Below are 26,089 nucleotides of genomic sequence, written 5' to 3'. Positions count from 1 at the left end.
ACATTGTGAATGAGAGAATTACACAGTATCGGGATCGTTTAACCGGATACTGGAACCAATTCAGTCAAAAACAAAAAATACTACTGATCTCAACGATTGCTTTTATTATGCTAGCTATTATTTTGCTGACGATCCAATTCTCCAAGACCGAATATGAGGTAGCTTTCACAAATCTGGATTCTACCGACGCGGCTGGGATCATTACCCACTTGGAATCAGCGGGTGTTCCTTATCAGCTTGGATCTGATGGATCGACCATATCGGTGCCCAGCAAAGATGCTGCTCGTGTGAAGGTCGACGTTGGATCGCAAGGCATCGTACAGAACGGTTCCATCGGTTTAGAAGCGTTTAACCAAAGTTCTTCTTTGATCGGGATGACCGACAACGAGTTTAACGTCAAATATAAGAGCGCGTTAAACGGCGAAGTAGAACAACTTCTTAAACGGATGCAAGGCATCAACGATGCCAAGGTGCTCATTAACCTTCCGGCAGAAAATGTATTTGCCAGTGCGGAGGAACAACAAAAGGCAACGGCTTCCATCGTGATGTCGTTCAAGCCGGGATATCGTCCTAATCAAGATGCGATTGACGGATATTTCAACTTGGTCAAGACATCCGTGCCTAACTTGCCGATAGAGAACATCTCCTTATCGGCCAGCGATGACACCGTGCTTCTTCCAACAGGGCAAGGCGGCTCATCGGGCTCGCTTACGACAGCCGTTCAGGAGAACATGGCGCTACAGAAGAAGTTCGAAAGCGATGTTCGCCAAAGCGTGAAGCAATTTCTATCCAAATTGACCGGTCCAGACAAAATAGAAGTGTTGGTAGCCTCCAAGCTGAATTTTGATCAGATCAGTCAAAAGGATAACCTCGTCACTCCGGTAGACACGGATAATATGAGAGGGATTGAAATCAGCGCTCAACGGATTCAAAAGAGCTACACAGGTGCAAGTCCGGATAGCGGTGTGCCCGGGACAGGGCAAGAGGATGTCGTTAATTATCCTTCGGCAGAAGAGAGTGGGGGATCGTCGTCAGAAGAAAGTTCGTCGACGATTAACTACGAAGTCAACAGAATTACCAAGGATATTATCGCCAGCCCTTATGTTATTAAAGATTTAACCATCAATGTTGCTGTTGAACCACCTGAGGGTGAACAAACTTTGGATGAGAATACCCGTTTGGCGATTGAGAATATTCTATCTAATATTGTCGGATCGTACTTGGCGGATTCAGGTACTACTTATACAGACGAGGAATTGCAGAGAAAAGTTTCGGTATTGTCCCAACCTTTTCATTCGGGAGATGCACAAAAGGCTGGCTTGACCTTGTCCAGCCCGTGGGTATGGGGAGTTGGCGCAGCAGCACTGCTGGCTTTGACCGCTCTCGGCATCGTATTGTTCCGTCGTCGCAGCAAGCCAGACCTGGAAGTGGAGGAAGAAATTCCATTACCGCTCGCTCCGGAGTTTCCATCAATTAATTTGGATACAGTCACGAATGAGAACCAAGTGCGCAAACAATTGGAAACACTGGCCCAGAAGAAGCCGGATGAGTTCGTTAACTTGCTTCGCACCTGGCTGGCTGACGAATAGGGGTGAACGCATTGTCAAAAACAGCGAGCCCGGTTTTAAGCGGGAAACAAAAAGCCGCAATATTGCTGATTACATTGGGTCCAGAAGTATCGGCCCAAATCTTCAAGCACTTGCGGGATGATGAAATTGAACAATTAACGTTGGAAATTGCCAATGTCCGTACGGTGGATAGCGCGGACAAAGATATGATTATGGCTGAATTCCACCAAATTTGCCTGGCTCAGGAATATATCAGTCAGGGCGGTATCAACTATGCCAAGGAAATTTTGGAGAAGGCACTGGGTCAATCCAAAGCCGTCGATATCATCAATCGTCTGACGGCAACCTTGCAGGTTCGACCTTTTGATTTTGCTAGAAAGGCTGATCCAAGCCAGATTCTGAACTTTATTCAGAATGAAAATGCTCAAACGATTGCTTTGGTTCTATCCTACTTGCAATTTGAACAAGCCGCGGCGATTCTGTCCTCGCTTCCTCAGGACAAGCAGGCCGAAGTAGCCAGAAGAATTGCGGTCATGGATAGTACCTCTCCTGAGGTTATCTCTCAAGTGGAACGCGTGCTGGAGCAGAAGTTGTCCGCAACGGTAACACAAGATTACACCAGCGCGGGTGGCATTGAGTCCATCGTACAGATTCTGAATGGGGTAGACCGCGGGACAGAGAGAACGATTCTGGATTCCTTGGAGGTTCAAGATCCGGAATTGGCCGAAGAAATCAAGAAACGCATGTTTGTGTTCGAAGATATTGTCAATATCGACAATCGTTCGATTCAACGTATTATCCGCGATCTCGAAAATGCCGATTTGCAGCTTGCCCTCAAAGTGGCCAGCGAAGAGGTCAGAGAAGCGGTGTTCCGCAATATGTCCAAACGGATGTCCGAGACATTCAAGGAAGAAATGGAATATATGGGGCCGGTACGGCTGCGTGACGTTGAAGAAGCTCAAACGCGTATCGTAGCTACCATCCGCAGATTGGAAGAAGCGGGTGAGATTATCATTGCCCGTGGCGGAGGAGATGACATCGTTGTCTAACCTGATCAAGGTGTCGCAGTATGTTCCCGTTGAAATATTGAAGCAACTAGATTTAGCCAAGTCTTACGCTGCTCCTGCGGCGGAGGAAGTGACAGATTCTCCTGCCGAGCGCGAGCAGGTGAAGGAAGTTGTTCCCTCTCCCGAAGATATTGAGGCAGAGCAAGCGAGGCGGCAGATGCTGAGTGATGCCAAGGATTTTGCTGAACAGCAGGTCAGGGAGGCTTCGGACAAGGCCGAACAGTTATTGACGGAGGCCAAGGAACAAATCGAACTTTGGTGGCAAGAACGCCGTGAACAGGATGAGGATATGATTGAAGCTCTGAAAGCGGAAGGCTTCAATCAAGGTTATGAAGAAGGCAAGGTTCAAGCCGAGGAAGCGATGCGATCCAAGGTTGAGGAAATGATGCGTGAAGCTAGCACAGTCCTAGAGCATGCTTATGATGAGAAGAATCGTATTATTCAGGAAGCGGAGCCATTCTTGGTTGACTTGAGCTCCGCGATTGCCGAGAAGGTTATCGACAAGCAACTCTCTCTGGAGCCGGAATACACTCTGGAGCTTATCCGAAAAAGTCTGGCTCGGAAGAGAGAGCAGGGAGTCATTGCGTTATGTGTATCCCCGGGATACTTCTCGTTTGTACAAGCTGCGCGTGAGGAATTAACCTTGGCCATCGACTCCCAGGCAGAGCTGCAAATTCTTCCAGACCCTACAGTTAAGGATCGCGGTTGTGTCATCCGCTCATCGTTTGGAAGTGTGGACGCGCGAATCGATACTCAACTGGCGGAGATCAAGAAAGAGTTGCTTCGCATTTCATTGCAGTCGGAGGATCGGGGGCAAGGGAACGATGAGTATGAACGCTGAACGTTATATCGATCATCTCAAGCAGCTTGATCCGGTCAGGGTTAACGGCAAGGTCACGCAAGTCATAGGACTGATGGTTGAATCCGAAGGCCCGGATGCCAGCATAGGCGAGCTTTGCTACATTTATCCCAGCAAGGCTTCACAGCCACTGCAAGCCGAAGTTGTCGGCTTTCGTGATAACAAGGTGTTGCTGATGCCCCTTGGGGAATTACAAGCAATTGGCCCAGGCTGTGATGTTGTAGGAACGGGTAAGCCGCTTACTGTACAAGTAGGCTCTGAACTGCTTGGCAAGGTGCTCGATGGCTTGGGGCAACCCCTGGATGGGTCATTGTTGCCATCAAGAATGAGCCATCATTCGACCTACAGTAAGCCGGTCAATCCGTTGAATCGTCCCCGTGTACTTGAACCTATCAGTATCGGGGTGCGGGCTATCGACGGCCTGCTGACCATCGGCAAGGGTCAGCGCGTAGGGATATTTGCCGGTTCCGGTGTCGGGAAGAGTACCCTGATGGGGATGATTGCCCGCAATACGGCGGCTGATGTCAATGTGATTGCCCTGGTCGGGGAACGTGGACGTGAGGTGCTGGACTTTATTGAGCGGGATTTGGGACCGGAAGGACTGGAACGCTCAGTGGTCATCGTAGCTACTTCGGACCAGCCAGCCTTGATTCGGATGAAGGGTGCGCTAATTGCAACGAGCATTGCTGAATATTTTCGGGATCGTGGATTGAATGTCATGTTGATGATGGACTCCGTCACCCGGTACGCTATGGCGCTTCGTGAAGTGGGACTGGCCGTTGGTGAACCTCCGGCAATGCGTGGGTACACCCCATCCGTATTTGCAGCTTTACCTAAGCTGATGGAGAGGGCGGGGACAGGCCCATCAGGATCAATTACCGCTTTCTACACGGTTCTCGTAGACGGCGATGATATGAATGAGCCGATCGCCGATGCGGTACGCGGAATTCTGGATGGACATATCGTGCTGAACCGAAACATTGCTAACAAGGGCCATTTTCCTGCCATCGATATTCTAGCCAGTATCAGTCGTGTTATGAAGGATATCGTGACGGACGAGCAAAATGATGCTGCGGAGAATTTGAAGAGACTGATGGCGGTATACAAGGATTCCGAGGATTTGATTAATATCGGAGCCTATCAATCAGGCTCCAATGCAGACATTGATGAAGCCATTGGATATATCCAGAGCATTTGGGCGTTCACAAGGCAGAAGGTAGATGAGAAGGTAACGCTTGCCGAAGTACAGGATCGTTTAATTTCTGAATTTGCAAGGAGATGACCCTTAAAGGATGAGGTTCCGTTATGTCTATCAAAAAGTTGTGGATTTGAAATCAAACGAGAAGACGCAAGCTGAGTGGATGCTCTCTGCTGCGGTAGGACAGCTTCAATCTGAGCAACGTTCCCTCGAACAACTGCTGGAGGAGCAAGAACAGACCGCTGCGGTGCTGCAATATGAGATGGCCAATAGAGCTCCGATGGTCAAACTCCAGGAATTACAGCGTTATATGGAGTACATGGAGCAGGCCATTGAGCGGAAGCTTGGGGATATCCGAAGGGCAGAAATAAACGTGGAGCAAAAAAAGACTATATTGAACGGCAAGCTGTTGGATGAGAAGGTTTGGCTAAAAGCGAAGGAAAAAGCCAAAGACAAATTTCAGCACGAACTGCTTCTTCGGGAACAAAACGAGCTGGATGAGATGGCGACTGTCCGGTTTGCCATGAGAGCCCGTTAAGGATAGCGGGATTGACATGGACTTGTCGAAGGAGGGGGATTAATGGCTAGAACGGATCTGGAGCTGGACGAGGAGTTGGAAGAATCAGGCGGAGGATTTTCGCGTTTTCTGTTTTTTGCGACGCCGATTCTATTCACGGTTGTACTACTGGGAGTTATGCTCACCTTATTTAATATGGATTTCCGTAACATGATGTACCGGTGGGCCGATGCCATTCCTGTCGTAAGGGACTTCGTTCCGGACCCGGAGCGAACGGAAGACGAGCAGGAGCAGAAGCTGGCCGCAGATAAGGAAAAGGAATTGAAAGAGCAGCAGAAGAGTATAGATGCTGCGGTAAAGCAGCTCCAGGAGCAAGTGGCTAAGCAGGATACGGATTTGCAAACTGCGGCTCAGCAAGCCGAGGCCCAGCAAGCAAAGGTGAAAGAACTGGAAGAACAGCTTGCGGCTGCGCAGGTGCAGAAGCAGGTAGAGGAAGAGAAGGCAGAAGCAGAGGCTTACCAGAAGGAAGTCAAGAAGCTAGCACAGTTATACTCAGGGATGAGCCCTAGCAAAGCGGCGGCTATCTTCGATAAGTTAACTACGGAAGAAACGGTGCAAATGCTTAATGCCATGAATAATGAGGGCAAGGTGGCCATCTTAGAGAAGATGAATCCGCAAAAAGCAGCCGACATTTCAATTAAATTGAAAGATGTCAAAGAGGCAGACGATTTGGCCATTGCTGCTCTGCAATCGAGATTGAAGAAAGAAGCAGAGACCGATCAGGCTTCGTCAACTACGGGAACGGCGTTGGATGATACGGAGCTAAGCCAAACCTTCTCAGCTATGCCGGCCGCCGAGGCCGCAAAGCTTGTGTTACAGACCTACAAAATAAGCCCGGATAAAGGTCTGAGAATCATGAAGTCGGTGAACAGCTCGGCGCGGTCGGATATATTGGCCGAAATGACGAAGGCGGATGAAAAAACTTCTGTGAAAATCTTGAATCAACTTGTCTCGAAATAAGGGTGCTATAACCATCTTTGCTTGAAAGGAGGTGAAAATGAAAATGAGTCAAGCAATTACGAATGTAACTACGGGTAAGACGACGACAAATGCTTTGTGGTACGGAGCCAGTGGTAAAGCAGAAGCAAGTCAAAGTAGCGGCGCTTCCTTTGATCAGAAGCTTATTTCTATGCTGATGGGTGATGCAAAGTCACAGGAAGGTCAGACCTCGATGTCCCTGCTGGCTTTGGTCGGTTTGACAGGTTTGGCGGAAGGTGCAGAGGCTGAGGGGACTGATGCTGAGCTAAATGCAGCACTTGAAAATCTCCTGCAGGATCTGCCCAAGCTTGATGAGGCCTTGCAAAATGATTCCACGTTGTTATCTGTTCTCCAGGGCTGGCTGCAATCTCTCCAAACGTTAGTTCTGCCGGGGAATGCCGGAACTGCAGACAACGGAAATCAAGAGGCACATGCTCTGCCGGTATTGGCGCAGCACGCGGAAACGATACGTTTTGCCGTGCAGGATGCATTGGTTCAATTACTGTCGTCAAGCGAGTCGGCTTCTGGTACGGAGAATCAGCATCAGGTCAAGATGATGTTGCAGACGTTGCAAAGCCTGCTTAATGATCTGCCAGATGCGTCAGATTCCAAGACCCTGAACCTCAAAGGTGCTGAATTAACGAACTTAACTACACAAGCCAAGGTAGTCGCCGGGTCAGGAGCTACGGCTGGTGGGCAAGGCAACTCAGGAGAACATTCCAAGGGGCTGAAGAACGGTAACCTATCAGTTCCATTGCAGCAAGGACAACAAGCATCGGATGTTTCGACAGCTAAATTTGCTCAAGTAATTGGAACGTCAGCAGCTTCGGCAGACTCGGTAAGCGATGGTCAAGGTGGAGAGCCGGATACAAGTCTGGAAACGGGGAATATCGTGACCGCCGGACAGTTAGCCTTGAGAGATCATGGTGTTGCTGCCTTGAAGCAAGTAGCTAAGCCAGTGCCAGTTGAGAACTTTGGCAAAGAAATGAGTGGTTTCCTGGTCAACAAACTGGAGATCGTCAAATTGCAAGGTGTTTCAGAGGCGAGAATTTCGCTGTATCCGGAACATTTGGGCCAAGTTGATGTGAAAATTACGATGCAAAACGGGCTGTTAACGGCTCAATTCGTAACGGAACATGCCTTCGCCAAGGAATCTCTGGAGCAACAAATGTCGCAATTAAGAGCTGCGCTCCAATCGCAAGGGCTGCAAGTCAGCAAATTGGAAGTTACGCAGAATACAGCATTGTCCTCCCATATGTATCATGATGATGGACGTCAATCCGGGAATGGTACAGGGCAGAAGCAAGCTGAGAAACGCAGACAACTGGCGGAAGATGATCTTCTGACTATCCACGATCTTAATGAAGAGTGGAATGAATGGATAGCTGAAGTGAAGGCCAAGGAGCAGGATTACGGTAGTTCCTTTGTAGCCAGAGCTTAAATTAGGCGGAAAGGAGGTAATTTCATGGCAGATACGTATACATCCTCTGTAATGTGGCCGAATTACTCGCAAGCGAATGTAGAAAAAGCAAGTAAAAAAAGCAATGAGCTAGGCAAGGACGCTTTCTTGAAGCTGATGATGGCTCAAATGCAAAATCAGGATCCGCTATCACCTATGGATAATACACAAATGGTTGCCCAGATGGCTCAGTTTACTTCAGTAGAGCAACTGACCAACATTTCTGATCAGATCAGCAAGATGGGCGAATCCTTGGGGAATACATCAGGCTTGATTGGCAAAGAAGTAACCTGGATTAGCCAAACGAAAACAGGTAATTATGATGTGGTTACTGGTCAGCCTGAAGTCATTCAGGAGAGGGATAGTGGCATTGTGGATTCCATCGTTGTACGCAGTGGTGTTCATTATGTCAAAATCGGAGCCAGAGAGCTGGAAGTCTCGCAGATTGAACAAGTTTCAGTGCCTGTTGAGGAAGAGACAGAGCAAGGAGTTGATCCGTCATGAATGTCCCCATAAAGGTTGGACAGTTCTATGCGGGTAGACTGCAACCCGGCAACTTGCAACAGAGCAAAGCGGTTCAAGCGAATACCCCTCAAACAGCATCCTTTAAGGATATGCTGCAGGATCAACTAGTGCATTTTAGCAGTCATGCGGTCAAACGATTGGAGCAGCGGGGGATTGAATTGAAGCCGGAGCAGCTTCATCAAATCGGTTCAGCCATTGACAGTGCGGCGGCCAAAGGGGCGAAGGACTCGCTAATCCTGATGAAGGATATGGCCCTAATTGTGAATGTGGATAACCGTACGGTTGTGACTGCAATGGATGGCAGCAGCATGAAAGATAATGTATTCACGCAAATTGATAGCGCAGTAATTATTGCCTAACTAGACTGGCTGGACCGGGTACGGAAGCCAGGAAGACCGCGGATCGACTGAAGCGGCTTCAGAGCAAGACAATCAAAGAGGAGGATGAAAGAATGTTAAGATCTATGTATTCTGGCGTATCCGGAATGCGCGGCTTTCAAACCAAGCTTGACGTTATCGGTAACAATATCGCTAACGTAAATACAGTTGGTTTTAAGGCTGGGCGAGTGATGTTTAAGGATATTATGAGCCAAACGATTTCCGGAGTTACGGCTCCCGTTGATGGTGAATCCGGTGGTGTTAATGCGAAGCAAGTGGGATTGGGTGTATCCATCGGTTCAATCGACACGCTTCACACCGGCGGTAGTGCCATGACAACCAACAATCCGCTGGATTTGCGTATTGATGGGGACGGATTTTTCCTGGTGAAGCTGACTGCAGATCAAGAAGTTCCGTTCCTGACACGGGCAGGGGATTTCCATTTGGACGCATTAGGTCAATTGGTTACGTCAGACGGGCTGCTAGTTTGTAATGCCGGTGGAGACGTACTTGAACCCATTGATTTTGAAGAAACCACGGCTTTTACGATTGCTTCTGATGGATTTTTTATGTTGAAGACAGCTGCAGGAGCGACTGAGCAGGGTGACCAACTTGGCATAGCCAGAGTGACGAATCCCGAGGGGCTTGAAAAGATTGGTGGCAACCTCTACCGTGTTTCTTTGAATGCTATTGCAGAAGGGGAGCTTGAATACACCAACCCTAATAATGCTGAAGAGGGAACGGGCGCTGTCGTATCCGGTCAGTTGGAAATGTCCAACGTTGACCTCACTGGGGAGTTCACCGAGATGATCGTGGCTCAACGTGGCTTCCAGGCCAACTCGCGGATTATCACTACGTCTGACGAAGTTCTACAGGAAGTCGTTAACCTGAAACGATAAGCTAGTGGGTAGCCTGGGAGGGACCCGTTCTTCCCGGGCTGCTTATCCGGTCCCATGATCACTCAGGAGGGAAATCATGATTTCTGTAACGCGCTTGAACGGTTCACAGTTGTGGCTTAATGCAATAATGATTGAAACGGTGGAAGAAACACCGGATACATACGTCACCCTTGTAACGGGCAAGCGTATTATTGTGCTGGAGAAGGCGGCCGATGTGATTGCGATGGTCAAGGAATATTACCAGGAAATCGGCATCCACGCAGCAACTATTAAAGTGCAACAAACGGAGGAATGGTCATGAAGAAAATGCTGCCTTGGCTGATGACGATTTTGCTGGCTGTCACCCTGATCGTACTGGCTGCCTTCTTGCTGGTGAATCAAATGAACAAACCTGAGCCCGGCACAGAAGTGAGAAGTGCTGTTAACAGTGTAGCGCAAACTAGACAGTTATCAGCGGATGAGATTGTATTAGTGACAGCAACAATCGATGATATCAAGACAAACTTGTCAGATCCGAATTACGTGGTAGTCATGAATTTTGCCTTCCAGTTGGATAACGAGATCTCCAAGGAATCCTTTGACAAAATTAAGGATTACAAGATTAAGCCAATTATCATTAAGACGTTGGCTGACACCAAGCCGGAGGAACTGACTGGGGCATTAGGGAAAGACAATCTGAGTACCAAGCTACTCAACCTGATCAACAAATCGTTGCCGGAAGGGAATTTGATTCAGATCGATATTACCAACTTTATTATGACTAGAATTTGAATCTACTAATATCGACCGAATACGAGTTTTTCCAAGGGGGTGAGATGGTTGGTTGATGTATTATCGCAGAATGAGATTGACGCACTGCTTGCCGCGCTGTCATCCGGAGAGATGGATGCCGAGGAACTGAAGAAGGAAGAAACGCAGAAGAAAATCCGGGCTTATGATTTTAAACGAGCCGTGAGATTTTCCAAGGATCATATTCGGAGCTTGACCCGGATTCATGAGAATTTTGCCCGTTATCTCACCACCTATTTTTCGGCCCAGCTTCGCACGTTTGTTCAGATTAGTGTGGTTCAGGTAGAGCAGCTTCCTTATGATGAGTTTATCCGTTCTATTCCCAAAATGACGATTCTGAACATTTTTGAGGCGGAGCCGTTGGAGGGGAGAATGGTGTTGGAGGTTCACCCCAACGTTGCCTACGCCATGCTTGACAGGCTGCTGGGTGGGCTGGGAACAGCACCTTCCAAGTTTGGAGCGCTGACAGAGATTGAAACGATTATCATGGAACGCATTTTCAGCCGAGCCTTTGAAAGCTTGCAAGAAGCCTGGAAAACCATCATAGACATTAGTCCGAGGATGGAAGGGCTTGAGACAAACCCGCAGTTTATGCAGATTGTTTCACCTAATGAGACGATTGCACTTATTTCCTTAAGCACCAAGATAGGCGATACGACCGGGATGATCAATCTCTGTATTCCACATGTTGTTATCGAACCTATTATGCCGAAGCTTTCGGTTCACCATTGGTTTGTATCACAGAAGAAATCGCGTGTTCCCGAAGAGGTTGAAGCGCTGCGCAATCGGGTCCATAAAGCTCAGTTGCCAATTATTGCGGAGCTAGGGGAGTCACAACTCACGATACGCGAATTCCTGGGACTCTCCGTAGGCGATGTAATCTCGCTGAACAAACCGGTACAAGATGGGCTGCATATTCGGATTGGGGACAGGCTTAAATACATCGGTAGTCCGGGGACGTTAAAAGACCGGGTTGCTGTGCAAATTGACGAAATTGTCACCGAAGGAGTTGAGGAACTTGACGAGTAAAGATTATTTGTCCCAAGAAGAGATCGATGCCCTGCTGAAGCAGGCTAATCAGGAATCTGATTCAGCGCCAGCGGAACCGACGGTTGATGATGTATTGTCGCCACTGGAGCAGGATGCTCTTGGGGAAATCGGCAATATCACGTTCGGTAGCGCAGCAACTGCGTTGTCTACACTGCTGAATAAGAAAGTGGACATTACGACCCCGAAGGTATCAGTCATTACGCGAGCCCAGTTCGAAGCCGAATTTCCAAAGCCGCATGTAGCTATTCACGTCGAGTATGTTGATGGTTTTGAAGGGATGAACTCTCTGGTCATCAAGACCCGCGATGCTCAAGTTATTGCTGATTTGATGCTGGGTGGAGAAGGTAATCCGGCGAATGAGGAATTAAATGAAATCCATATCAGTGCTGTTCAAGAGGCCATGAACCAGATGATGGGTTCATCAGCAACCTCGATGTCGACTATCTTCAATCGGTTTGTTAATATCTCGCCGCCTGGTATCGATATTCTCAATATGACGAGTGGACATGGACTTGGCAGCTTGCCGGAAGCGGATCCCTTGATCAAGATATCTTTCCGCTTGACCATTGGAGACTTAATTGATTCGACTATTATGCAGTTGCTCACTGTGAAGTTTTCCAAAGAAATGGTCCATAGTTTGATCAGCGGATCTACAACGGAAAGCGCGTCTTTAGAAGCAGCGGCAACGGCAGCTCCGCCAGCACCTTCAGTATCAGCTCCGCCAATGTCGGCAGCCGCTCCAGAAGTGCCAGCACCGGCGTATCAGCAGCCGCCAGCGGCCGAGTATGGTCAACCTTCTGCACCTTACGGTTATCCTCCGCAAGGTCAGCCTTACACAGAGCCACATCATTACGGAACTGCTCCCGGACGCAATTTGAATGTACAACCCGTGCAGTTTGCAAACCTGGGGAATCCACCCTTCGGTCAAGTTGAAGAAAATAATTTAAACTTACTGATGGACATACCCCTGAAAGTCACCGTAGAATTAGGAAGGACCCAAAGGCAAATCAGAGATATCCTGGAATTATCGCAAGGCTCTATTATTGAGTTGGACAAGCTTGCTGGTGAGCCTGTAGATATTCTGGTCAACAACAAGTTGATTGCCAAAGGCGAGGTCGTAGTTATTGACGAGAACTTCGGCGTTCGCGTTACGGATATCGTTAGCCAATGGGACCGCATTCAAAAATTACAATAGTAGATAGTTTAGGGAGGATTTTAAATCAATGGCAAACCGAATTCTAATCGTAGACGATGCAGCTTTTATGAGAATGATGATCCGCGACATTTTGACAAAAAACGGATTTGAAGTTGTGGGAGAAGCTCAAGACGGCGCGCAAGCGGTGGAGAAATTTAAGGAGCTGCATCCTGACCTGATTACGATGGATATCACGATGCCCGAAATGGACGGCATTGCTGCATTAAAAGAAATTAAGAAAATGGACCCAAATGCTAGAGTGATTATGTGTTCTGCTATGGGGCAGCAAGCGATGGTCATCGATGCTATTCAAGCGGGGGCAAAAGATTTCATCGTTAAGCCTTTCCAATCTGACCGTGTTATTGAAGCGATCAACAAGACGCTTGGAATGTAGGGTTTAGAGATGACTTTGGGGCAGCAGGATTCTCAGTTTGTTACCGGTGATGTTAATGTCTGGGGAAGTTTGGTTACCGTAATCGTTGTTCTGGTCCTTATTGTGGCGTTGATTATTATATTGGCCCGTTTTCTAGGCAAGCGGAACCGGTACTTTTCTCAGAGTCGCTCCATCCGGATATTGGGAGCCGTTGGCCTTGGCCCGAACAAATCTCTTCAGGTTATTGAAATTGGAGATCATGTATACCTCATCGGTGTAGGGGAGGATGTTTCCTTCATTGATAAAATATCCGATCCGGATGAGGTGGCTGTACTGGAGCAAGCATTTGAGTCGGAAGGAACCGAACTGTCAGGCCTCGCATCCAGCATTTCTGGTCTGATCTCCCGTTTCAAAAAGGAGCCACCGCAAGAAGAGGAATTGGAAGGCACCGCTTTTCATGAGGTGTTCCAGTCACAACTGCGTAAGCTGCCGGATCGGAAGCGGCAGATGGAAGAACTGCTACAAGAGCCGGAAGAACAATCTACAGATCGGTTGAGGGATTCATGAAGAAAAAAGTGCTGATAGTCAGCTTGTTGCTGGCCTTGTGGAGTGTGCTTGTTGTCACCGTCGCTTCTGCCGAGCCAGTCAATCCGATTCCGAATATAGATATTCAAATCGGAGACTCGGGAGGGACACCAAGCACCAGCTCACTTTCTATTATTCTACTGATTACGGTGCTTAGCATTGCGCCCGCTATATTGGTGCTGATGACGAGCTTTACTCGCATTGTCGTCGTGCTTGGCTTTGTCCGTAGCTCCTTGGGTACGCAACAGATGCCGCCCAACCAGGTGTTAATCGGTCTTGCCCTGTTCCTGACGTTGTTCGTCATGAGTCCAACGCTCTCTACCATTAATGAAGTGTCTCTCCAGCCTTACATTAAGGGGGAGATCACGCAAACGGAGGCATTGGATAAGGCCGCTGTACCGATGAAGAAGTTTATGTATACCCATACGAGAACGAAGGATCTTCAATTGTTTATGGGCTACACCAAGATGGAGAAGCCAAATAGCTATGAAGATATTCCGTTGTCTGTCATGGTTCCAGCCTTCGCTATCAGCGAACTGAAAACAGCGTTTCAAATGGGCTTTATGATCTTTATTCCATTCTTGATCATAGACATTGTCGTTTCAAGTGTGCTCATGGCGATGGGGATGATGATGCTACCGCCGGTCATGATTTCATTGCCTTTCAAAATACTGCTGTTTGTGCTTGTTGACGGCTGGTATTTAATCGTCAAATCATTGCTCGTCAGCTTTAATCCATAGAGAAGTGCAGTAGGTTATTCAGGGAGGGGGAAGACGGTTTATGAGTTCGGAATTTATTATCGGTCTGGCCGGACAAGCCGTGTATACCGTACTGAAAGTCAGTGCACCGATGCTGCTTATCGCACTAACGGTGGGGCTCCTGATAAGCATCTTTCAAGCGACAACCCAGATTCAGGAACAGACGCTGGCCTTCGTTCCCAAGATTATCGCTGTACTGATCGCTTTATTGATATTTGGCCCATGGATTCTGACTACTTTGGTTGATTTTACGTATGGCATACTAAATAACCTTGCTAGTTATATCGGTTAGGCATCGGTGATTATGGAGACTTTACTGCAAGGTATTTCTGTATTTATGCTGATTTTTTGTCGAATGACCGCTTTTTTTGTAGTAACACCGATTTTTTCATCCCGTTCTGTTCCCAACACATTCAAGGTTGGGTTCTCGGGAATGATTGCGCTCGTAATCTTGTTGACTATTGGTACACAACAGGCGGTGCCAAACGACCTGAACTATGTTTTGTACATTATCCGTGAAGTGCTAATCGGACTGCTCATGGGTTATGTAGCCAACTTAATCTTTAATGTTATTCAAATGGCTGGTTCATTTATTGACATTCAGATTGGCTTCGGGATCGCCAATGTCATCGATCCGATGACAGGTGCTTCTGCACCGGTACTCGGTAATCTCAAGTATATTATCGCAACGCTGGTGTTTCTAAGTATGAACGGACATCACTATCTCATTGATGCCGTGATTCGCAGCTATCAGTGGATTCCGTTGTCCAATGATTTATTCCAAAAAATATATAACGGAAATTTGGCAGAATTTCTTGTTCAGACGTTCAGTCATGCCTTTCTCTTGGCGTTCCAATTGGCTGCTCCGCTGGTCGTTGCCTTGTTCGTCACGGATGTAGCACTTGGTTTTCTGGCGCGTACTGCGCCGCAATTCAATATTTTCGTAATCGGGATTCCGGTTAAGATTATCGTTGGGTTGGTCGTCTTGCTCATCCTGGTGCCAAGTTTCATTTACGCGTTCCAATCTTTGTTCGAAGTGCTGTTTAATGCGCTGCATGATCTGCTCAGCACGATCGGCCGAAGACCGACGTAGGATGGGGGATTGAAATGGCGTATCGGTATTCGCTGGACCTACAGCTTTTTGCCGGAGAGAAGACCGAGAAAGCGACCCCGAAGAAGCGGCAGGATGCCCGCAAAAAGGGCCAGGTCGCCAAAAGCCAGGATTTAACGGGTGCCTTCATTCTGTTAGCCGGTTTTCTTAGTCTCACTTTTTTCGGAGGATACATCAAGGAACGCCTGGTGATTTTGTTCACTGATGTTTTTTACCACCGAATGTCGATGAATGTCACTCAGGAAAATGTGATGACGATGTTCAGTGATTTGGGAGTTCAGATTCTGTTGTTGCTGGCTCCTATCTTCCTCGTCGTCGTAGTTATCGCTGTGATAGTGAGCTATGGACAGGTAGGATTTATGCTCACCGGAGAATCGCTGAAGATGCAGTTCAGCAAGCTTAATCCTATTAAAGGATTTAAAAATATTTTCTCTATGAGGTCGCTGGTAGAGTTCTTAAAGACCTTGTTCAAGCTTTCCATTATTGGTTATCTCGTATATTCAACGATTTGGGGCTATCGAGGGACCATCGCTTCTCTAGGGCATTTGTCCATAGAAGACACCTTCCACTTTACAGCTCGTCTGACCATGAATCTGGGGATCAAAATTGCAGCCGCTCTTATCGTGCTGGCGGTACTGGATTATATGTACCAGAGATACGAGCATGAGAAGAGTTTGAAGATGTCCAAGCAGGACATCAAGGACGAGTATAAGAAGATGGAAGGGGACCCGCTGATCAAAGGGAAAATCCGCGAAAGACAACGGAGAATGGCGCTGCAGCGGATGATGCAGGAGATCCCCAAGGCTGACGTAATCATTACGAACCCTACGCATTTCGCTGTTGCCATCAAGTATGACGGTACACAAATGGAGGCTCCGCAGGTCGTTGCCAAGGGTCAGGATTATGTGGCGCTTCGTATTAAGGAAATCGCTAAGGAACATGGAATCATCACGATGGAGAACAGGCCACTCGCTCGGGCGTTGTTTCAACGGACCGAGATCGGGGAGACCATTCCCGCCGATCTGTTCCAGGCTGTAGCTGAAGTATTGGCCTATGTGTACAAACTCAAAGGCAAGGTTAGATGATGAAGGGATCGAGGGGAACAACGATGAAAAAATTCAAAGAAATATTTATCCTTGTTGGCATTATAGGTATTGTTCTGCTCATGATCGTCCCGATCCCGACATGGTTGTTGGACTTTTTATTAATTATCAATATCTCGCTCTCATTAATTATTTTGCTCGTCGCGATGAACACCAGGGAAGCACTGCAATTTTCCATATTTCCGGCGATGTTGCTCATAACGACCTTATTCCGCCTAGCGCTGAATGTGTCGACCACCAAGCTGATTCTGGGGCAAGCCAAAGCCGGCCACGTTGTGGCCACGTTCGGCTCATGGGTCTCCCAGGGGGAACCCGTTGTCGGTTTTGTCGTCTTCCTGATTCTCGTGGTTGTTCAATTTATCGTTATCACTAAAGGCTCCGAGCGTGTGGCTGAGGTTGCTGCACGTTTTACCCTCGATGCGATGCCAGGTAAGCAAATGAGTATTGATGCTGATCTCAATGCGGGCATGATCAATGAACAGCAGGCACGCGAGCGCCGCAGAAAAGTAGAGAGAGAAGCTGACTTTTACGGGGCAATGGACGGGGCGAGTAAATTTGTTAAAGGTGATGCCATCGCCAGTATCATTATCCTCATTATTAACTTGATCGGCGGCTTCATCATCGGGATGACAATCCATGGTATGGAGTTTGGCGAAGCGATGTCCACGTACTCACTGCTGACCATCGGGGATGGTCTGGTGAGTCAGATTCCAGCGCTGTTGATTTCTACGGCGGCGGGGTTAATTGTGACCCGCGCTTCTTCCGAAGGCAATCTTGGTGAAGATATTACCGGACAATTGTTGGCTTATCCTAAGCTGCTATATATCGTAGCCGGAACGATTGCCTTGCTGGGGCTGTTTACACCAATTGGTCCTTGGACCACGTTGCCCTTCGCCGGTTTGCTCATCTTTGCGGCTTTCCGAATGCAGAAAAACATCGATCGGCGCGTTGTCGAACAGGAGCAGCAGGAGGAGGAACAACAGATCGAAGAGGTACGGAGTCCGGAGAGTGTTATCAATCTGTTACAAGTAGACCCTATCGAATTCGAGTTTGGTTACGGGTTGATTCCGTTAGCGGACACGGGGCAAGGTGGAGACTTGTTGGACCGTATTATTATGATTCGACGCCAGTGTGCCCTTGAACTCGGGCTGGTCGTACCGGTGATTCGAATTCGCGACAATATTCAACTAAAACCGAACGAATATGTCATTAAAATAAAAGGAAATGTCGTAGGCGGCGGTGAATTATTACTTAATCACTATTTGGCCATGAGTCCCGGGATGGAGGACGATAGCATCACGGGTATTGAGACCCAGGAACCGGCCTTTGGACTTCCGGCCCTTTGGATTGATGAAGCCTCCAAGGATCGGGCAGAGTTGTCAGGTTATACCGTGGTGGATCCACCATCTGTAGTTGCTACACACTTAACGGAATTAATCAAGAAACATGCACATGAGCTGCTTGGACGTCAAGAGACCAAAGCCCTGGTCGATAACCTCAAGGAAAGCTATGCCGTGCTTGTGGATGAACTTATTCCGTCCGTGTTGACTATCGGCGATGTACAGAAGGTGTTGGCCAAGCTGTTGCGGGAGAAAATTTCTATCCGTGATATGGTGACGATCTTTGAGACGTTGGCGGATTACGGGACATATACCAAGGACCCGGATGTGCTGACCGAATATGTCAGACAAGCTCTTTCCCGGCAGATTACCCAGCAGTTTACGCAGCCAGGCGAAACGATGCGAGTCATTACCGTAGGACCTACACTGGAGAAGAAAATTGCAGAGAGTGTGCAGCAGTCGGAGCAGGGTAGCTATCTGGCCCTTGATCCGGCATCGACGCAGACGGTGTTCCAAAAGTTGACCGAGCAGATCAATCGCTTGATCCAGACAGGACATCAGCCGATTCTCTTGACCTCTCCAACCATCCGCATGTACTTGCGCCAGGTCATTGAGCGTAGCATGCAGGATATCCCGGTATTGTCTTACAGCGAATTAGAGCCGAATGTTGAAATTCAGAGTGTCGGGGTGGTGAATTTATGAGAGTGAAGCGCTACATCGTAGACACAATGCCTGACGCTATGCTGAAAATCAGGAATGAGCTTGGAGCGGATGCCGTCATCTTGAGTACCAAGGATATGAAGGTAGGCGGTTTTCTAGGAATGTTTCGCAAGAAGAAGATTGAAGTCATCGCAGCAACGGAGAGCCATACTGCTCCCGCCTCGAAGGGAACTGGAACCAGACCGCAAGCGTCCAAGCCAGCGACTCCCGCGCCTGTTGCCCGTCGTGCTGTGCCGGAAGCTTATCGCAAATCGGCGCAGTTAGCCTCATCCGCTTCTTCCGAAGAGAAGGCGGTATCAGTGGTAACGGCAACTTTGTTGCAGGAGCGGGAGGAACGGTCACAGGTGTTAACGGCACAGCCTGCTGTGAATACAGCTCCACTCAAGGCTCAGGTTCCCTCCAGATCAGAAAGTTCCGCCATTTCGGCGGAGCAATTCGGAGAAGCCATCAAGCGAGCTTCGGCTCTGGATACCGCTTCGCTTATTCCTGAGCAGGTGAGTCCGGAACTGCATAAGAAGGAAGAGGCTTTGCTGGAAGAGATTCGCCAGATGAAGCTGTGGATGAGTCAGTTGGCTAAGAAACAGGGAGATGAGCGGGAATTGCCGCCCAAGTTGCTGGAGATTCGCCAGCGACTGACCGATCAGGAAGTGACGCCAGAGTGGATTGAGACTTGGGTCGACGAGGTTTACGACAAATGGATGATCTCTGGAAGAAGCTTAAGCGATGAGGATGTGCTGGAGCGCACGAGGAAGACCATCGAATCCTTCCTGAAGGGGAGAGTCAGCTCCGGTATCGGGGAGCGCACGCGGATAGTGTACATTGCCGGACCTACTGGCGTGGGGAAAACTACAACTATCGCGAAACTGGCGGCTGATCAGATTTTCCGTCTCAAGAAGAAGGTTGGGTTCATCACGGCGGATACGTACCGTATCTCGGCCGTCGAACAGCTAAGGACGTATGCTTCCATTTTAAATGTACCAATGGAGGTTGTGCAGTCTCCTGGCGATGTGCAGCGTGCGATGCAGCGTTTGGAGCATTGTGATTTAATCCTGATGGATACCGCCGGCCGCAATTACTTAAATGAGTTGTTCGTTGCGGAGCTACACAGTCTGTTGACCCCTTCGGACGAAAGTGAAACCTATCTTGTGTTGAGTCTGACCTCAAAGTCACAGGATATGAAACGAATTACTGAGCATTTCAGCAGGTATGATTTGACCCGGGTGATCTTCACGAAGCTGGATGAAACAGAGAGCTTTGGTCCTATCTACAATCTGCTGGGACAATATCCTCTCCAGGTCTGTTACCTGACCAATGGTCAAAATGTGCCTGATGATCTGCTGCACGCTGATGAGAAGCTCCTGGTGGATATTCTGCTCGGAGAGCAGCAGCTATGAATGATCAGGCTGAGACGCTCCGAAAGCTGGTGTCCTCAAGGGTAAACTCTGGCGAGCCCCGAGTCGGTAAAGGGGCAGCTCGGATTCTTACCGTCAGCAGCGGCAAGGGCGGTGTGGGCAAATCCAATTTCACGTTGAATTTCGCCCTTGCTTTAAAGACGCTGGGATGTAAGGTTCTGCTCTTTGATGCCGACATCGGGATGGCAAATATCGACGTCCTGATGGGGGTGCGGTCCAGGTACAATTTGTATCATTTATTAAAGGGCGAAAGAGATATTAACGAGATCATCGAGTTGGGCACGCAGGCGTTGCCCTTTATCGCCGGAGGTTCCGGCCTCGCCGATCTTTTTTCGCTCTCGGAAGCGGATTTGAATATCTTCACCTCGCAAATTGAAGCATTGTCAGACGAAATGGATTACATCATCTTTGATACCGGAGCGGGATTGTCGAAGGAAACGCTGAAATTCATCATGGCCGCAGACGAGTGTCTGGTTGTTACTACGCCAGAGCCTACGGCGATTACCGATGCTTATGCATTAATTAAAGTGGTGCATGGGATGGAAACAGAGGCTAACTTTCGACTGGTGATCAACAGGGTTACGGGAGAGCCGGAAGCAAAGCAAGTGGCCGACAAAATTTCGCTCGTAGCCCAGCGCTTTCTGGACATGGACATCCCTACGCTTGGTTATATCCATGATGATCCGCATGTCATGCAGGCGGTCAAGAAGCAGATTCCTTTCTCTGTCGCATTCCCCGGTTGTATGGCTGCCCGGGATGTCCAGCGATTGGCGTTCCAGTATCTGAATGTTCCGCAAACCAAGCCGAGAGATACTTTATCAGGAATCAAGGGATTTATGCACAAATGGTTAAAGCTAGCAAAATGATTCTTCGTGAAGGAACAGGAGTGGAGGGCAATGCCTTATCGAGTGTTGGTCGTTGATGATTCGGCGTTTATGCGTAAGATCATATCCGATCTCATCGAACAGGACCCGGCCTATCGTGTAGAGGCCACTGCCAAGAATGGACGGGAAGCGGTTGAACAAGTCGCCGCCATTCAGCCGGATTTGGTGACCATGGACGTGGAAATGCCGGAGCTCAATGGCCTGGATGCGCTGAAAGTAATTATGAAAGAGCATCCCTTGCCGGTAATCATGCTCTCCGGCATCAATGAGCAGGGTATGCGGGAGACAATCATGGCGCTGGAGCTTGGCGCCTTCGACTTCATCCGCAAGCCATCGGCTACTACCAGCTCGCATGACATCGAAGAGGTGGGGCGCGAGCTTCGCGAACAGATGCGGGTAGCGATGGCAGCGAAGGAGCGGCGGGCCGCGCGGGCGCCGGTGGACCCGGTCGCGCCGAAAGGCCGGGCGACGACGGGAGCAGCCGGCCTGGCACAAGGAGCCGGCCCGCGGACGAGCTTCACCGATCTGGTCGCGATCGGTACTTCCACGGGCGGCCCCAAAGCTTTGAAGGCCGTCCTGGAGAAAATTCCGGGGGATTTCCCGGCACCGATTGTCATCGTGCAGCACATGCCCCCGAATTTCACCAAGTCCCTCGCTCAGCGGCTGAATAGCTTGAGTGAGCTGACCGTAGTGGAAGCGGAGCAGGGTGAAAGGCTGCACAGCGGTACGGCTTACATTGCGCCGGGCGGCTTTCATCTGAACGTGATACCCAGCCCTGGCGGCGGTTATCGCATACATCTTACAGAGCAGGAGCCGCGTAACGGACACAGGCCTTCGGTGGACGTCTTGTACGAATCGCTGCTTCCTCTTGAAGCATTAAAGCGGCATGCCGTGCTGCTGACCGGAATGGGCAGCGACGGAGCGAAAGTCATGAAGCAGTTGTATGATGCTGGCGTGACTTCCACCCTGGCCGAGAGCGAAGAGACCTGTGTGGTGTTCGGGATGCCGCGCTCGGCTATCGAACTCAATTGCGTCAGCCATGTTTTGCCGCTGCATGATATCGGTCCTAAGCTAGTACAAGTTGTGAAATAACGGAATCTCTTGGAGGAGGTGCCTCACCATGGACATGAACCAATATTTATCCATGTTTATCGATGAGTCGAACGATCATTTGCAATCATTAAATGAAAAAATGCTGGAGCTGGAGAGTAACCCTGATGACATCAGCATTGTCCAGGTTATCTTCCGTTCTGCCCATACCCTGAAAGGGATGGCGGCTACGATGGGCTTCGAGGATTTGTCCTCGCTGACGCATCAGATGGAGAATGTACTTGATCTGGTGCGCAACGAAAAGCTTAAAATGCAGGAGTTCATTTTTGACACGCTGTTCAAGAGCTTGGATGCCTTGCAATTAATGGTCGAAGATATTACGCAAGGCGGTGAGGGCAAGGAGGACGTCAGTGCCATCGTGGCTTCATTGCAATCGATCGTGCGTGGTGATTTCGAAGGCGGGGGCAAATCCGGGGCTGACAAGCCAGCGGAATCTGCAGCAGGTGGTTCAGGTACTCCAGCCATTCAATTGGATGAGTTCCAATATTCCGTATTGGAGCAGTCGATCGGTGAAGGTCATAAGGTCATGTACATCGATGTGGCGATTCGTGAGGATTGTCAACTGAAGGCAGCCAGAGCGTACCTGGTATTCGACCTGCTAGAGCGTTACGGGGAGATTGTGAAATCTTCTCCATCCGTACAGGATATTGAACAAGAAAAGTTTGACCGCAACTTCTCACTCTATTACATAACCCAAAAAGAAGCTGCCGAGATTCAGAGCATGGTTATGAACCTGTCGGAGATCGCTTCTGCTGAAGCCACGGCGCTGGATCATGAGACCTTGTCGCAATTGGCTTCAGGAGCGATGGGAGCGGCAGCTACCGCAGATGTTACGGCTCCGGCAGTAGCCGAAAAGACAACTGATGCTGCACCAGCCAAAAAGGCGGAACCAACTGCTGCGGACCATAATCAGAAGAACGGTGCACGGGCTGGGGGCGGAACTCCTGCTCCTTCACGGACGATTCGTGTTGATATCGATCGCCTGGATGTCCTCATGAATTTGCTTAGCGAGCTGCTGATTGACCGCTCTAGACTGGAACAACTGGCTGAGGAAGTAAAGCGTAGCGACCTTACAGAGACGGTAGAGCATATGAGCCGTGTTGGCAGTGACTTGCAGAATATCGTACTGAAGCTGCGGATGGTGCCCATTGACACGGTATTCAATCGGTTCCCGCGGATGGTACGGGACCTTGCGAAATCGCTGGATAAGAAAATTGATCTCGTCATTGTGGGGGCGGAAACAGAGCTTGACCGAACCGTTATCGACGAAATCGGTGATCCGCTCGTGCACTTACTCCGCAATGCCGTTGACCATGGCGTCGAATCTACCGCAGACCGTATCGCTGCGGGCAAACCCGAGACAGGTACAGTTCAATTGCGTGCCTTCCATAGCGGCAATCATGTCTTCATTGAAATAGAAGATGACGGGCATGGTATCGACCGGGAGAGAATCCTGAAGAAGGCCATCAAGAATGGCGTTGTTACCGAAGGTGAAGGAAAGATGATGTCCGATGAGCAGGTATTCATGCTGCTGTTCGCTGCCGGTTTCAGTACAGCAGAGGTCATTTCGGATATATCCGGACGTGGTGTTGGGCTTGACGTGGTTAAGTCGAAGATCGAATCCTTGAGCGGTGTTGTGTCTGTTGAATCGAAGCTGGGACAGGGTACGAAGTTCTCAGTGCAACTGCCACTGACCTTGTCCATTATTTCTGCCATGCTCGTCAAGGTGGGCCTGGAGAAATATGCAATTCCGTTGTCCTCTATTGTAGAGACCGGATTGATCAAGCGCGATCAAATCCGCGAGGTTCATGGGTACACCATGATTCCTTATCGCAATACGCATATTCCGCTGATGTCGCTCACCGCACTCTTTGGTGCTCCTGGCTTCGCCGAGAACGAGGAAGAGGAGTCCGAGATTGTTGTCATCCGCAAGGGTGAGAGAATGGCGGCATTGACGGTAGAGGAATTCATCGGTCAAAGCGAAATCGTCATCAAAAACCTGGGCAAATACTTGCCGGCGGTGCAGGGAGTTGCTGGGGCAACCATTCTGGGCGATGGCCAGGTTGCGCTTATCATTGATCCTAACGCGTTCATCAAATAAGACGATTCATATACTCTTAAGGAGGTTTTCCACATGGGAGAGGAATTAAAAGTTATCGTATTTAAACTAGGGCAAGAGGAATACGGGATTGACGTCGATAACGTACAAACCATCGAGCGGATGATGCCGATAACCCGCGTACCCAAAACATTCTCTTTTGTCAAAGGGGTCATCAATTTGCGCGGTGTGGTCATTCCGGTGATTGACTTGCGCGGACGCTTCGGCTTGGAAGAGGTGGAGCATACCGATCAGACCCGGATCATCATCGTATCGGCGGATGAGCTGGAAGTTGGATTTATCGTCGATTCGGCCAATGATGTTATCGATTTGGACTCCGACCTGATTGACTCACCTCCAGATGTGGTAGGAGGTATTAAGGCTAAATATTTGCATGGGGTTGCTCGTATTTCCGAAGAGCGCTTGCTCGTGATGTTGAATTTGTCAGAAGTGCTTAGCCGGAAGGAAATCATTCAGTTGGAAAGTCTAGAGGGCTAAAGCCATGGATCCGGTCAAAGGATTTGAAGAATTCAAGATGGACATTTTGAAGGAAGTGGGCAATATCGGAGCCGGGAACGCGGCTACGGCGCTTTCCAAGCTGCTCGACAAGCCCATCGATATGGCTGTTCCGAAAGTTCAGATGCTTCCGTTCGAAGTGATCGCTGAGCGCGTTGGAGGAGCCGAGAATATCGTGCTTGCCGTCTTCTTCCGTGTGGAAGGGGATGCGCCGGGTAACTTGTTTTTCATCCTGAGCCCGGAAGCGGGCAAGAAGCTCTTGCAGCGATTGGCAGGCATTAGTGTAGAAAGCTCCAGTGAATTTTCGGAAATGGAATGGTCGGCGTTGTCGGAGATCGGCAATATATTGGCAGGCTCTTATCTGTCATCGTTGGCCGATTTCACTTCCCTGTCGATGACTCCTACGGTGCCGGCTCTTGCCCTGGATATGGCGGGAGCGATTCTAAGCTATGGGCTCCTGCAATTTGGAGAGATGGGGGATTCTGCCCTGCTGATTGATACCACATTTATTGAAGGACAGCATGAGGTGGAAGGACAATTCTTCCTCATTCCTGATCCGGATTCCTTCGCTAAAATATTTGAGGCGCTTGGAGTATCCACTGATCATGATTGGTGAGCAACACATCGTTAAGGTAGGCATGGCCGAGTTAAGTGTCATTACTCAGCAGGGGTTGATACGAACAACTGGGCTAGGTTCATGCGTCGGGTTGACATTGTTTGACCCAGAGCTCAAGCTGGCTGGTCTGGCGCATGTCATGCTTCCCTCTGCCAGCATTGCCAGGGAAGGGGCATTGAACATTGCCAAATATGCAGATACCGCTATTCCGGCGTTGTTCGACAAATTAATTTCTATCGGCGCGGTTCCTGGCCGTGTAGTAGCGAAGATGGCCGGCGGGGCTCAGATGTTCTCCTTTGCCGGGAGGGGAGATTCCATGCGAATCGGCCCGAGAAATGTTGAATCCTGCAAGATTCAACTGGAAGAACTGGGTATTCCTTTGCTGGGAGAGGATACAGGCGGGAATTATGGTCGTACGATTGAACTGGACAGTGAGACAGGGTTGTTATATGTACGAAGTGTACAAATGGGGATAAAGGAATTGTAGCCATGACTGGAAAATTGCGATATTACTTTTTATTGGGCTTTATCGGTTTTCTGATTTCGTTTGCCGCATCGGCGGGAAACAATTTGTTCATGACCAGCTTTATCCGGGGATTAATATCCTTTGCGGTCTGGTTCCTGCTGGCCTTTGCCGGCGGCTGGATGCTTAGCTTTCTGAAGGAGATGCCCAGCGGTAATAGCCTTGAGGGCGAGGATGAATTTGCATCCGAGGAAGGGAAGGGTGGTAACCTGGACCTGACTACCCCGGATGAAAGTGAAGAGCTTAATGATTTGTTGAAGCCGGAGCCGGCTTCGGCGGAGGATGCGCCATTTGCGCCACTCAATCCGCCCAAACTAGTAAAGACACCTGACGACAAGGATCCGGAAGAGCTGGCTAAGATCGTTCGTCACCTGACAGAACAATAAGGAGGGTGAAGAC

The 26,089-nt window shown here is 49.2% G+C and carries 29 protein-coding genes; all 29 read left to right on the top strand.

The features are described 5' to 3' along the window. The first annotated feature begins 5 nt into the window (after nt 1-5). The 29 genes from fliF to BN3279_RS20540 all read left to right on the top strand — a co-directional run bounded on the left by fliF (nt 6) and on the right by BN3279_RS20540 (nt 26,076). A complete protein-coding gene (gene fliF / locus BN3279_RS20680; protein WP_059053554.1) occupies nt 6-1,589 on the top strand; it encodes a flagellar basal-body MS-ring/collar protein FliF in 1,584 nt (527 codons plus the stop codon). Between the two features lie 11 nt (nt 1,590-1,600). Further along, nucleotides 1,601-2,617, top strand: coding sequence for a flagellar motor switch protein FliG (gene fliG, locus BN3279_RS20675; RefSeq protein WP_059053553.1), 1,017 nt, complete (start codon nt 1,601-1,603; stop codon nt 2,615-2,617). After that, the gene (locus BN3279_RS20670; protein ID WP_059053551.1) at nt 2,610-3,476 is read left to right on the top strand and encodes a FliH/SctL family protein; all 867 of its coding nucleotides are present in this window, start codon (nt 2,610-2,612) and stop codon (nt 3,474-3,476) included. Before fliG ends, BN3279_RS20670 begins: the two co-directional genes overlap by 8 nt. Further along, on the top strand, nt 3,460-4,776 hold the full coding sequence (fliI, locus tag BN3279_RS20665) for a flagellar protein export ATPase FliI (RefSeq protein ID WP_059053550.1): 1,317 nt from the start codon (nt 3,460-3,462) through the stop codon (nt 4,774-4,776). Before BN3279_RS20670 ends, fliI begins: the two co-directional genes overlap by 17 nt. Before the next feature lie 10 nt (nt 4,777-4,786). Then, entirely contained in the window at nt 4,787-5,230 is a 444-nt protein-coding gene (gene fliJ, locus BN3279_RS20660) for a flagellar export protein FliJ (RefSeq protein WP_059053548.1), read from the top strand. Nucleotides 5,231-5,272: 42 nt separating this feature from the next. Further along, on the top strand, nt 5,273-6,229 hold the full coding sequence (locus tag BN3279_RS20655) for a MotE family protein (protein WP_059053546.1): 957 nt from the start codon (nt 5,273-5,275) through the stop codon (nt 6,227-6,229). Nucleotides 6,230-6,272: 43 nt separating this feature from the next. After that, nucleotides 6,273-7,688, top strand: a complete 1,416-nt coding sequence (locus BN3279_RS20650; protein ID WP_059053545.1) for a flagellar hook-length control protein FliK — start codon at nt 6,273-6,275, stop codon at nt 7,686-7,688. Between the two features lie 24 nt (nt 7,689-7,712). Further along, nucleotides 7,713-8,210, top strand: a complete 498-nt coding sequence (locus tag BN3279_RS20645) for a flagellar hook assembly protein FlgD (protein ID WP_059053543.1) — start codon at nt 7,713-7,715, stop codon at nt 8,208-8,210. After that, nucleotides 8,207-8,590, top strand: a complete 384-nt coding sequence (locus BN3279_RS20640; RefSeq protein ID WP_059053541.1) for a TIGR02530 family flagellar biosynthesis protein — start codon at nt 8,207-8,209, stop codon at nt 8,588-8,590. The genes BN3279_RS20645 and BN3279_RS20640 overlap by 4 nt, the downstream gene beginning before the upstream one ends. A 92-nt stretch (nt 8,591-8,682) precedes the next feature. Then, nucleotides 8,683-9,507, top strand: coding sequence for a flagellar basal body rod protein FlgG (flgG, locus tag BN3279_RS20635; RefSeq protein ID WP_059053539.1), 825 nt, complete (start codon nt 8,683-8,685; stop codon nt 9,505-9,507). Nucleotides 9,508-9,583: 76 nt separating this feature from the next. Beyond that, the gene (locus BN3279_RS20630) at nt 9,584-9,808 is read left to right on the top strand and encodes a flagellar FlbD family protein (protein WP_059053537.1); all 225 of its coding nucleotides are present in this window, start codon (nt 9,584-9,586) and stop codon (nt 9,806-9,808) included. After that, a complete protein-coding gene (locus BN3279_RS20625; RefSeq protein ID WP_059053535.1) occupies nt 9,805-10,278 on the top strand; it encodes a flagellar basal body-associated FliL family protein in 474 nt (157 codons plus the stop codon). The genes BN3279_RS20630 and BN3279_RS20625 overlap by 4 nt, the downstream gene beginning before the upstream one ends. Before the next feature lie 48 nt (nt 10,279-10,326). After that, on the top strand, nt 10,327-11,325 hold the full coding sequence (gene fliM, locus BN3279_RS20620) for a flagellar motor switch protein FliM (protein WP_059053533.1): 999 nt from the start codon (nt 10,327-10,329) through the stop codon (nt 11,323-11,325). Next, on the top strand, nt 11,315-12,541 hold the full coding sequence (fliY, locus tag BN3279_RS20615; protein ID WP_059053532.1) for a flagellar motor switch phosphatase FliY: 1,227 nt from the start codon (nt 11,315-11,317) through the stop codon (nt 12,539-12,541). The genes fliM and fliY overlap by 11 nt, the downstream gene beginning before the upstream one ends. A gap of 28 nt (nt 12,542-12,569) precedes the next feature. Next, complete coding sequence (locus BN3279_RS20610; RefSeq protein WP_018750925.1) at nt 12,570-12,935, top strand: response regulator; 366 nt, start codon at nt 12,570-12,572, stop codon at nt 12,933-12,935. A 9-nt stretch (nt 12,936-12,944) separates the two neighbouring features. Continuing rightward, entirely contained in the window at nt 12,945-13,481 is a 537-nt protein-coding gene (locus BN3279_RS20605) for a flagellar biosynthetic protein FliO (protein ID WP_059053530.1), read from the top strand. Continuing rightward, nucleotides 13,478-14,239, top strand: a complete 762-nt coding sequence (gene fliP / locus BN3279_RS20600; RefSeq protein ID WP_059053528.1) for a flagellar type III secretion system pore protein FliP — start codon at nt 13,478-13,480, stop codon at nt 14,237-14,239. Before BN3279_RS20605 ends, fliP begins: the two co-directional genes overlap by 4 nt. Before the next feature lie 40 nt (nt 14,240-14,279). Next, complete coding sequence (gene fliQ / locus BN3279_RS20595) at nt 14,280-14,549, top strand: flagellar biosynthesis protein FliQ (RefSeq protein WP_059053526.1); 270 nt, start codon at nt 14,280-14,282, stop codon at nt 14,547-14,549. A 12-nt stretch (nt 14,550-14,561) separates the two neighbouring features. Next, nucleotides 14,562-15,350: a flagellar biosynthetic protein FliR gene (gene fliR / locus BN3279_RS20590; RefSeq protein ID WP_059053525.1), complete on the top strand. Its 789-nt coding sequence runs from the start codon at nt 14,562-14,564 to the stop codon at nt 15,348-15,350. Between the two features lie 14 nt (nt 15,351-15,364). Further along, nucleotides 15,365-16,453 (top strand): flagellar biosynthesis protein FlhB, encoded by a 1,089-nt coding sequence (flhB, locus tag BN3279_RS20585; RefSeq protein ID WP_059053523.1) that lies wholly within the window; start codon nt 15,365-15,367, stop codon nt 16,451-16,453. A gap of 23 nt (nt 16,454-16,476) precedes the next feature. After that, nucleotides 16,477-18,513 (top strand): flagellar biosynthesis protein FlhA, encoded by a 2,037-nt coding sequence (flhA, locus tag BN3279_RS20580; protein ID WP_059053521.1) that lies wholly within the window; start codon nt 16,477-16,479, stop codon nt 18,511-18,513. Then, nucleotides 18,510-19,925 carry a flagellar biosynthesis GTPase FlhF gene (gene flhF / locus BN3279_RS20575; RefSeq protein ID WP_059053519.1) on the top strand — a complete coding sequence of 472 codons (1,416 nt, stop codon included), beginning with the start codon at nt 18,510-18,512 and terminating at the stop codon, nt 19,923-19,925. The genes flhA and flhF overlap by 4 nt, the downstream gene beginning before the upstream one ends. Further along, entirely contained in the window at nt 19,922-20,809 is an 888-nt protein-coding gene (locus BN3279_RS20570) for a MinD/ParA family protein (RefSeq protein ID WP_059053518.1), read from the top strand. The genes flhF and BN3279_RS20570 overlap by 4 nt, the downstream gene beginning before the upstream one ends. 30 nt (nt 20,810-20,839) lie before the next feature. Next, nucleotides 20,840-21,919, top strand: a complete 1,080-nt coding sequence (locus BN3279_RS20565; RefSeq protein ID WP_059053516.1) for a protein-glutamate methylesterase/protein-glutamine glutaminase — start codon at nt 20,840-20,842, stop codon at nt 21,917-21,919. A gap of 28 nt (nt 21,920-21,947) precedes the next feature. Further along, on the top strand, nt 21,948-24,038 hold the full coding sequence (locus BN3279_RS20560; protein WP_059053514.1) for a chemotaxis protein CheA: 2,091 nt from the start codon (nt 21,948-21,950) through the stop codon (nt 24,036-24,038). A 33-nt stretch (nt 24,039-24,071) separates the two neighbouring features. Further along, on the top strand, nt 24,072-24,533 hold the full coding sequence (locus tag BN3279_RS20555) for a chemotaxis protein CheW (protein ID WP_059053512.1): 462 nt from the start codon (nt 24,072-24,074) through the stop codon (nt 24,531-24,533). A 4-nt stretch (nt 24,534-24,537) separates the two neighbouring features. After that, nucleotides 24,538-25,167 carry a chemotaxis protein CheC gene (locus BN3279_RS20550; RefSeq protein ID WP_059053509.1) on the top strand — a complete coding sequence of 210 codons (630 nt, stop codon included), beginning with the start codon at nt 24,538-24,540 and terminating at the stop codon, nt 25,165-25,167. Then, on the top strand, nt 25,157-25,654 hold the full coding sequence (locus BN3279_RS20545; RefSeq protein WP_059053507.1) for a chemotaxis protein CheD: 498 nt from the start codon (nt 25,157-25,159) through the stop codon (nt 25,652-25,654). Before BN3279_RS20550 ends, BN3279_RS20545 begins: the two co-directional genes overlap by 11 nt. A gap of 2 nt (nt 25,655-25,656) precedes the next feature. Next, nucleotides 25,657-26,076 carry a hypothetical protein gene (locus tag BN3279_RS20540; protein WP_059053505.1) on the top strand — a complete coding sequence of 140 codons (420 nt, stop codon included), beginning with the start codon at nt 25,657-25,659 and terminating at the stop codon, nt 26,074-26,076. Nucleotides 26,077-26,089: the final 13 nt, after the last annotated feature.

Origin of the sequence: Paenibacillus senegalimassiliensis (assembly GCF_001486585.1) — a bacterium.
GTDB classification, from domain to species: Bacteria; Bacillota; Bacilli; order Paenibacillales; family Paenibacillaceae; genus Fontibacillus; species Fontibacillus senegalimassiliensis.
This window is presented reverse-complemented; position numbering and strand designations above follow the sequence as displayed.

Coding starts and splice junctions, on each gene's coding strand:
- BN3279_RS20625 (WP_059053535.1), top strand. CDS start 9,805: ATGAAGAAAATGCTGCCTTGGCTGATGACGATTTTGCTGGCTGTCACC.
- flhA (WP_059053521.1), top strand. CDS start 16,477: ATGAAAAAATTCAAAGAAATATTTATCCTTGTTGGCATTATAGGTATT.
- BN3279_RS20640 (WP_059053541.1), top strand. CDS start 8,207: ATGAATGTCCCCATAAAGGTTGGACAGTTCTATGCGGGTAGACTGCAA.
- BN3279_RS20560 (WP_059053514.1), top strand. CDS start 21,948: ATGGACATGAACCAATATTTATCCATGTTTATCGATGAGTCGAACGAT.
- fliR (WP_059053525.1), top strand. CDS start 14,562: ATGGAGACTTTACTGCAAGGTATTTCTGTATTTATGCTGATTTTTTGT.
- BN3279_RS20565 (WP_059053516.1), top strand. CDS start 20,840: ATGCCTTATCGAGTGTTGGTCGTTGATGATTCGGCGTTTATGCGTAAG.
- fliI (WP_059053550.1), top strand. CDS start 3,460: ATGAGTATGAACGCTGAACGTTATATCGATCATCTCAAGCAGCTTGAT.
- fliQ (WP_059053526.1), top strand. CDS start 14,280: ATGAGTTCGGAATTTATTATCGGTCTGGCCGGACAAGCCGTGTATACC.
- BN3279_RS20655 (WP_059053546.1), top strand. CDS start 5,273: ATGGCTAGAACGGATCTGGAGCTGGACGAGGAGTTGGAAGAATCAGGC.
- BN3279_RS20545 (WP_059053507.1), top strand. CDS start 25,157: ATGATTGGTGAGCAACACATCGTTAAGGTAGGCATGGCCGAGTTAAGT.
- BN3279_RS20630 (WP_059053537.1), top strand. CDS start 9,584: ATGATTTCTGTAACGCGCTTGAACGGTTCACAGTTGTGGCTTAATGCA.
- flhF (WP_059053519.1), top strand. CDS start 18,510: ATGAGAGTGAAGCGCTACATCGTAGACACAATGCCTGACGCTATGCTG.
- BN3279_RS20645 (WP_059053543.1), top strand. CDS start 7,713: ATGGCAGATACGTATACATCCTCTGTAATGTGGCCGAATTACTCGCAA.
- flhB (WP_059053523.1), top strand. CDS start 15,365: ATGGCGTATCGGTATTCGCTGGACCTACAGCTTTTTGCCGGAGAGAAG.
- BN3279_RS20610 (WP_018750925.1), top strand. CDS start 12,570: ATGGCAAACCGAATTCTAATCGTAGACGATGCAGCTTTTATGAGAATG.
- BN3279_RS20605 (WP_059053530.1), top strand. CDS start 12,945: ATGACTTTGGGGCAGCAGGATTCTCAGTTTGTTACCGGTGATGTTAAT.
- fliJ (WP_059053548.1), top strand. CDS start 4,787: ATGAGGTTCCGTTATGTCTATCAAAAAGTTGTGGATTTGAAATCAAAC.
- BN3279_RS20570 (WP_059053518.1), top strand. CDS start 19,922: ATGAATGATCAGGCTGAGACGCTCCGAAAGCTGGTGTCCTCAAGGGTA.
- fliP (WP_059053528.1), top strand. CDS start 13,478: ATGAAGAAAAAAGTGCTGATAGTCAGCTTGTTGCTGGCCTTGTGGAGT.
- BN3279_RS20540 (WP_059053505.1), top strand. CDS start 25,657: ATGACTGGAAAATTGCGATATTACTTTTTATTGGGCTTTATCGGTTTT.
- BN3279_RS20555 (WP_059053512.1), top strand. CDS start 24,072: ATGGGAGAGGAATTAAAAGTTATCGTATTTAAACTAGGGCAAGAGGAA.
- BN3279_RS20650 (WP_059053545.1), top strand. CDS start 6,273: ATGAGTCAAGCAATTACGAATGTAACTACGGGTAAGACGACGACAAAT.
- BN3279_RS20550 (WP_059053509.1), top strand. CDS start 24,538: ATGGATCCGGTCAAAGGATTTGAAGAATTCAAGATGGACATTTTGAAG.
- flgG (WP_059053539.1), top strand. CDS start 8,683: ATGTTAAGATCTATGTATTCTGGCGTATCCGGAATGCGCGGCTTTCAA.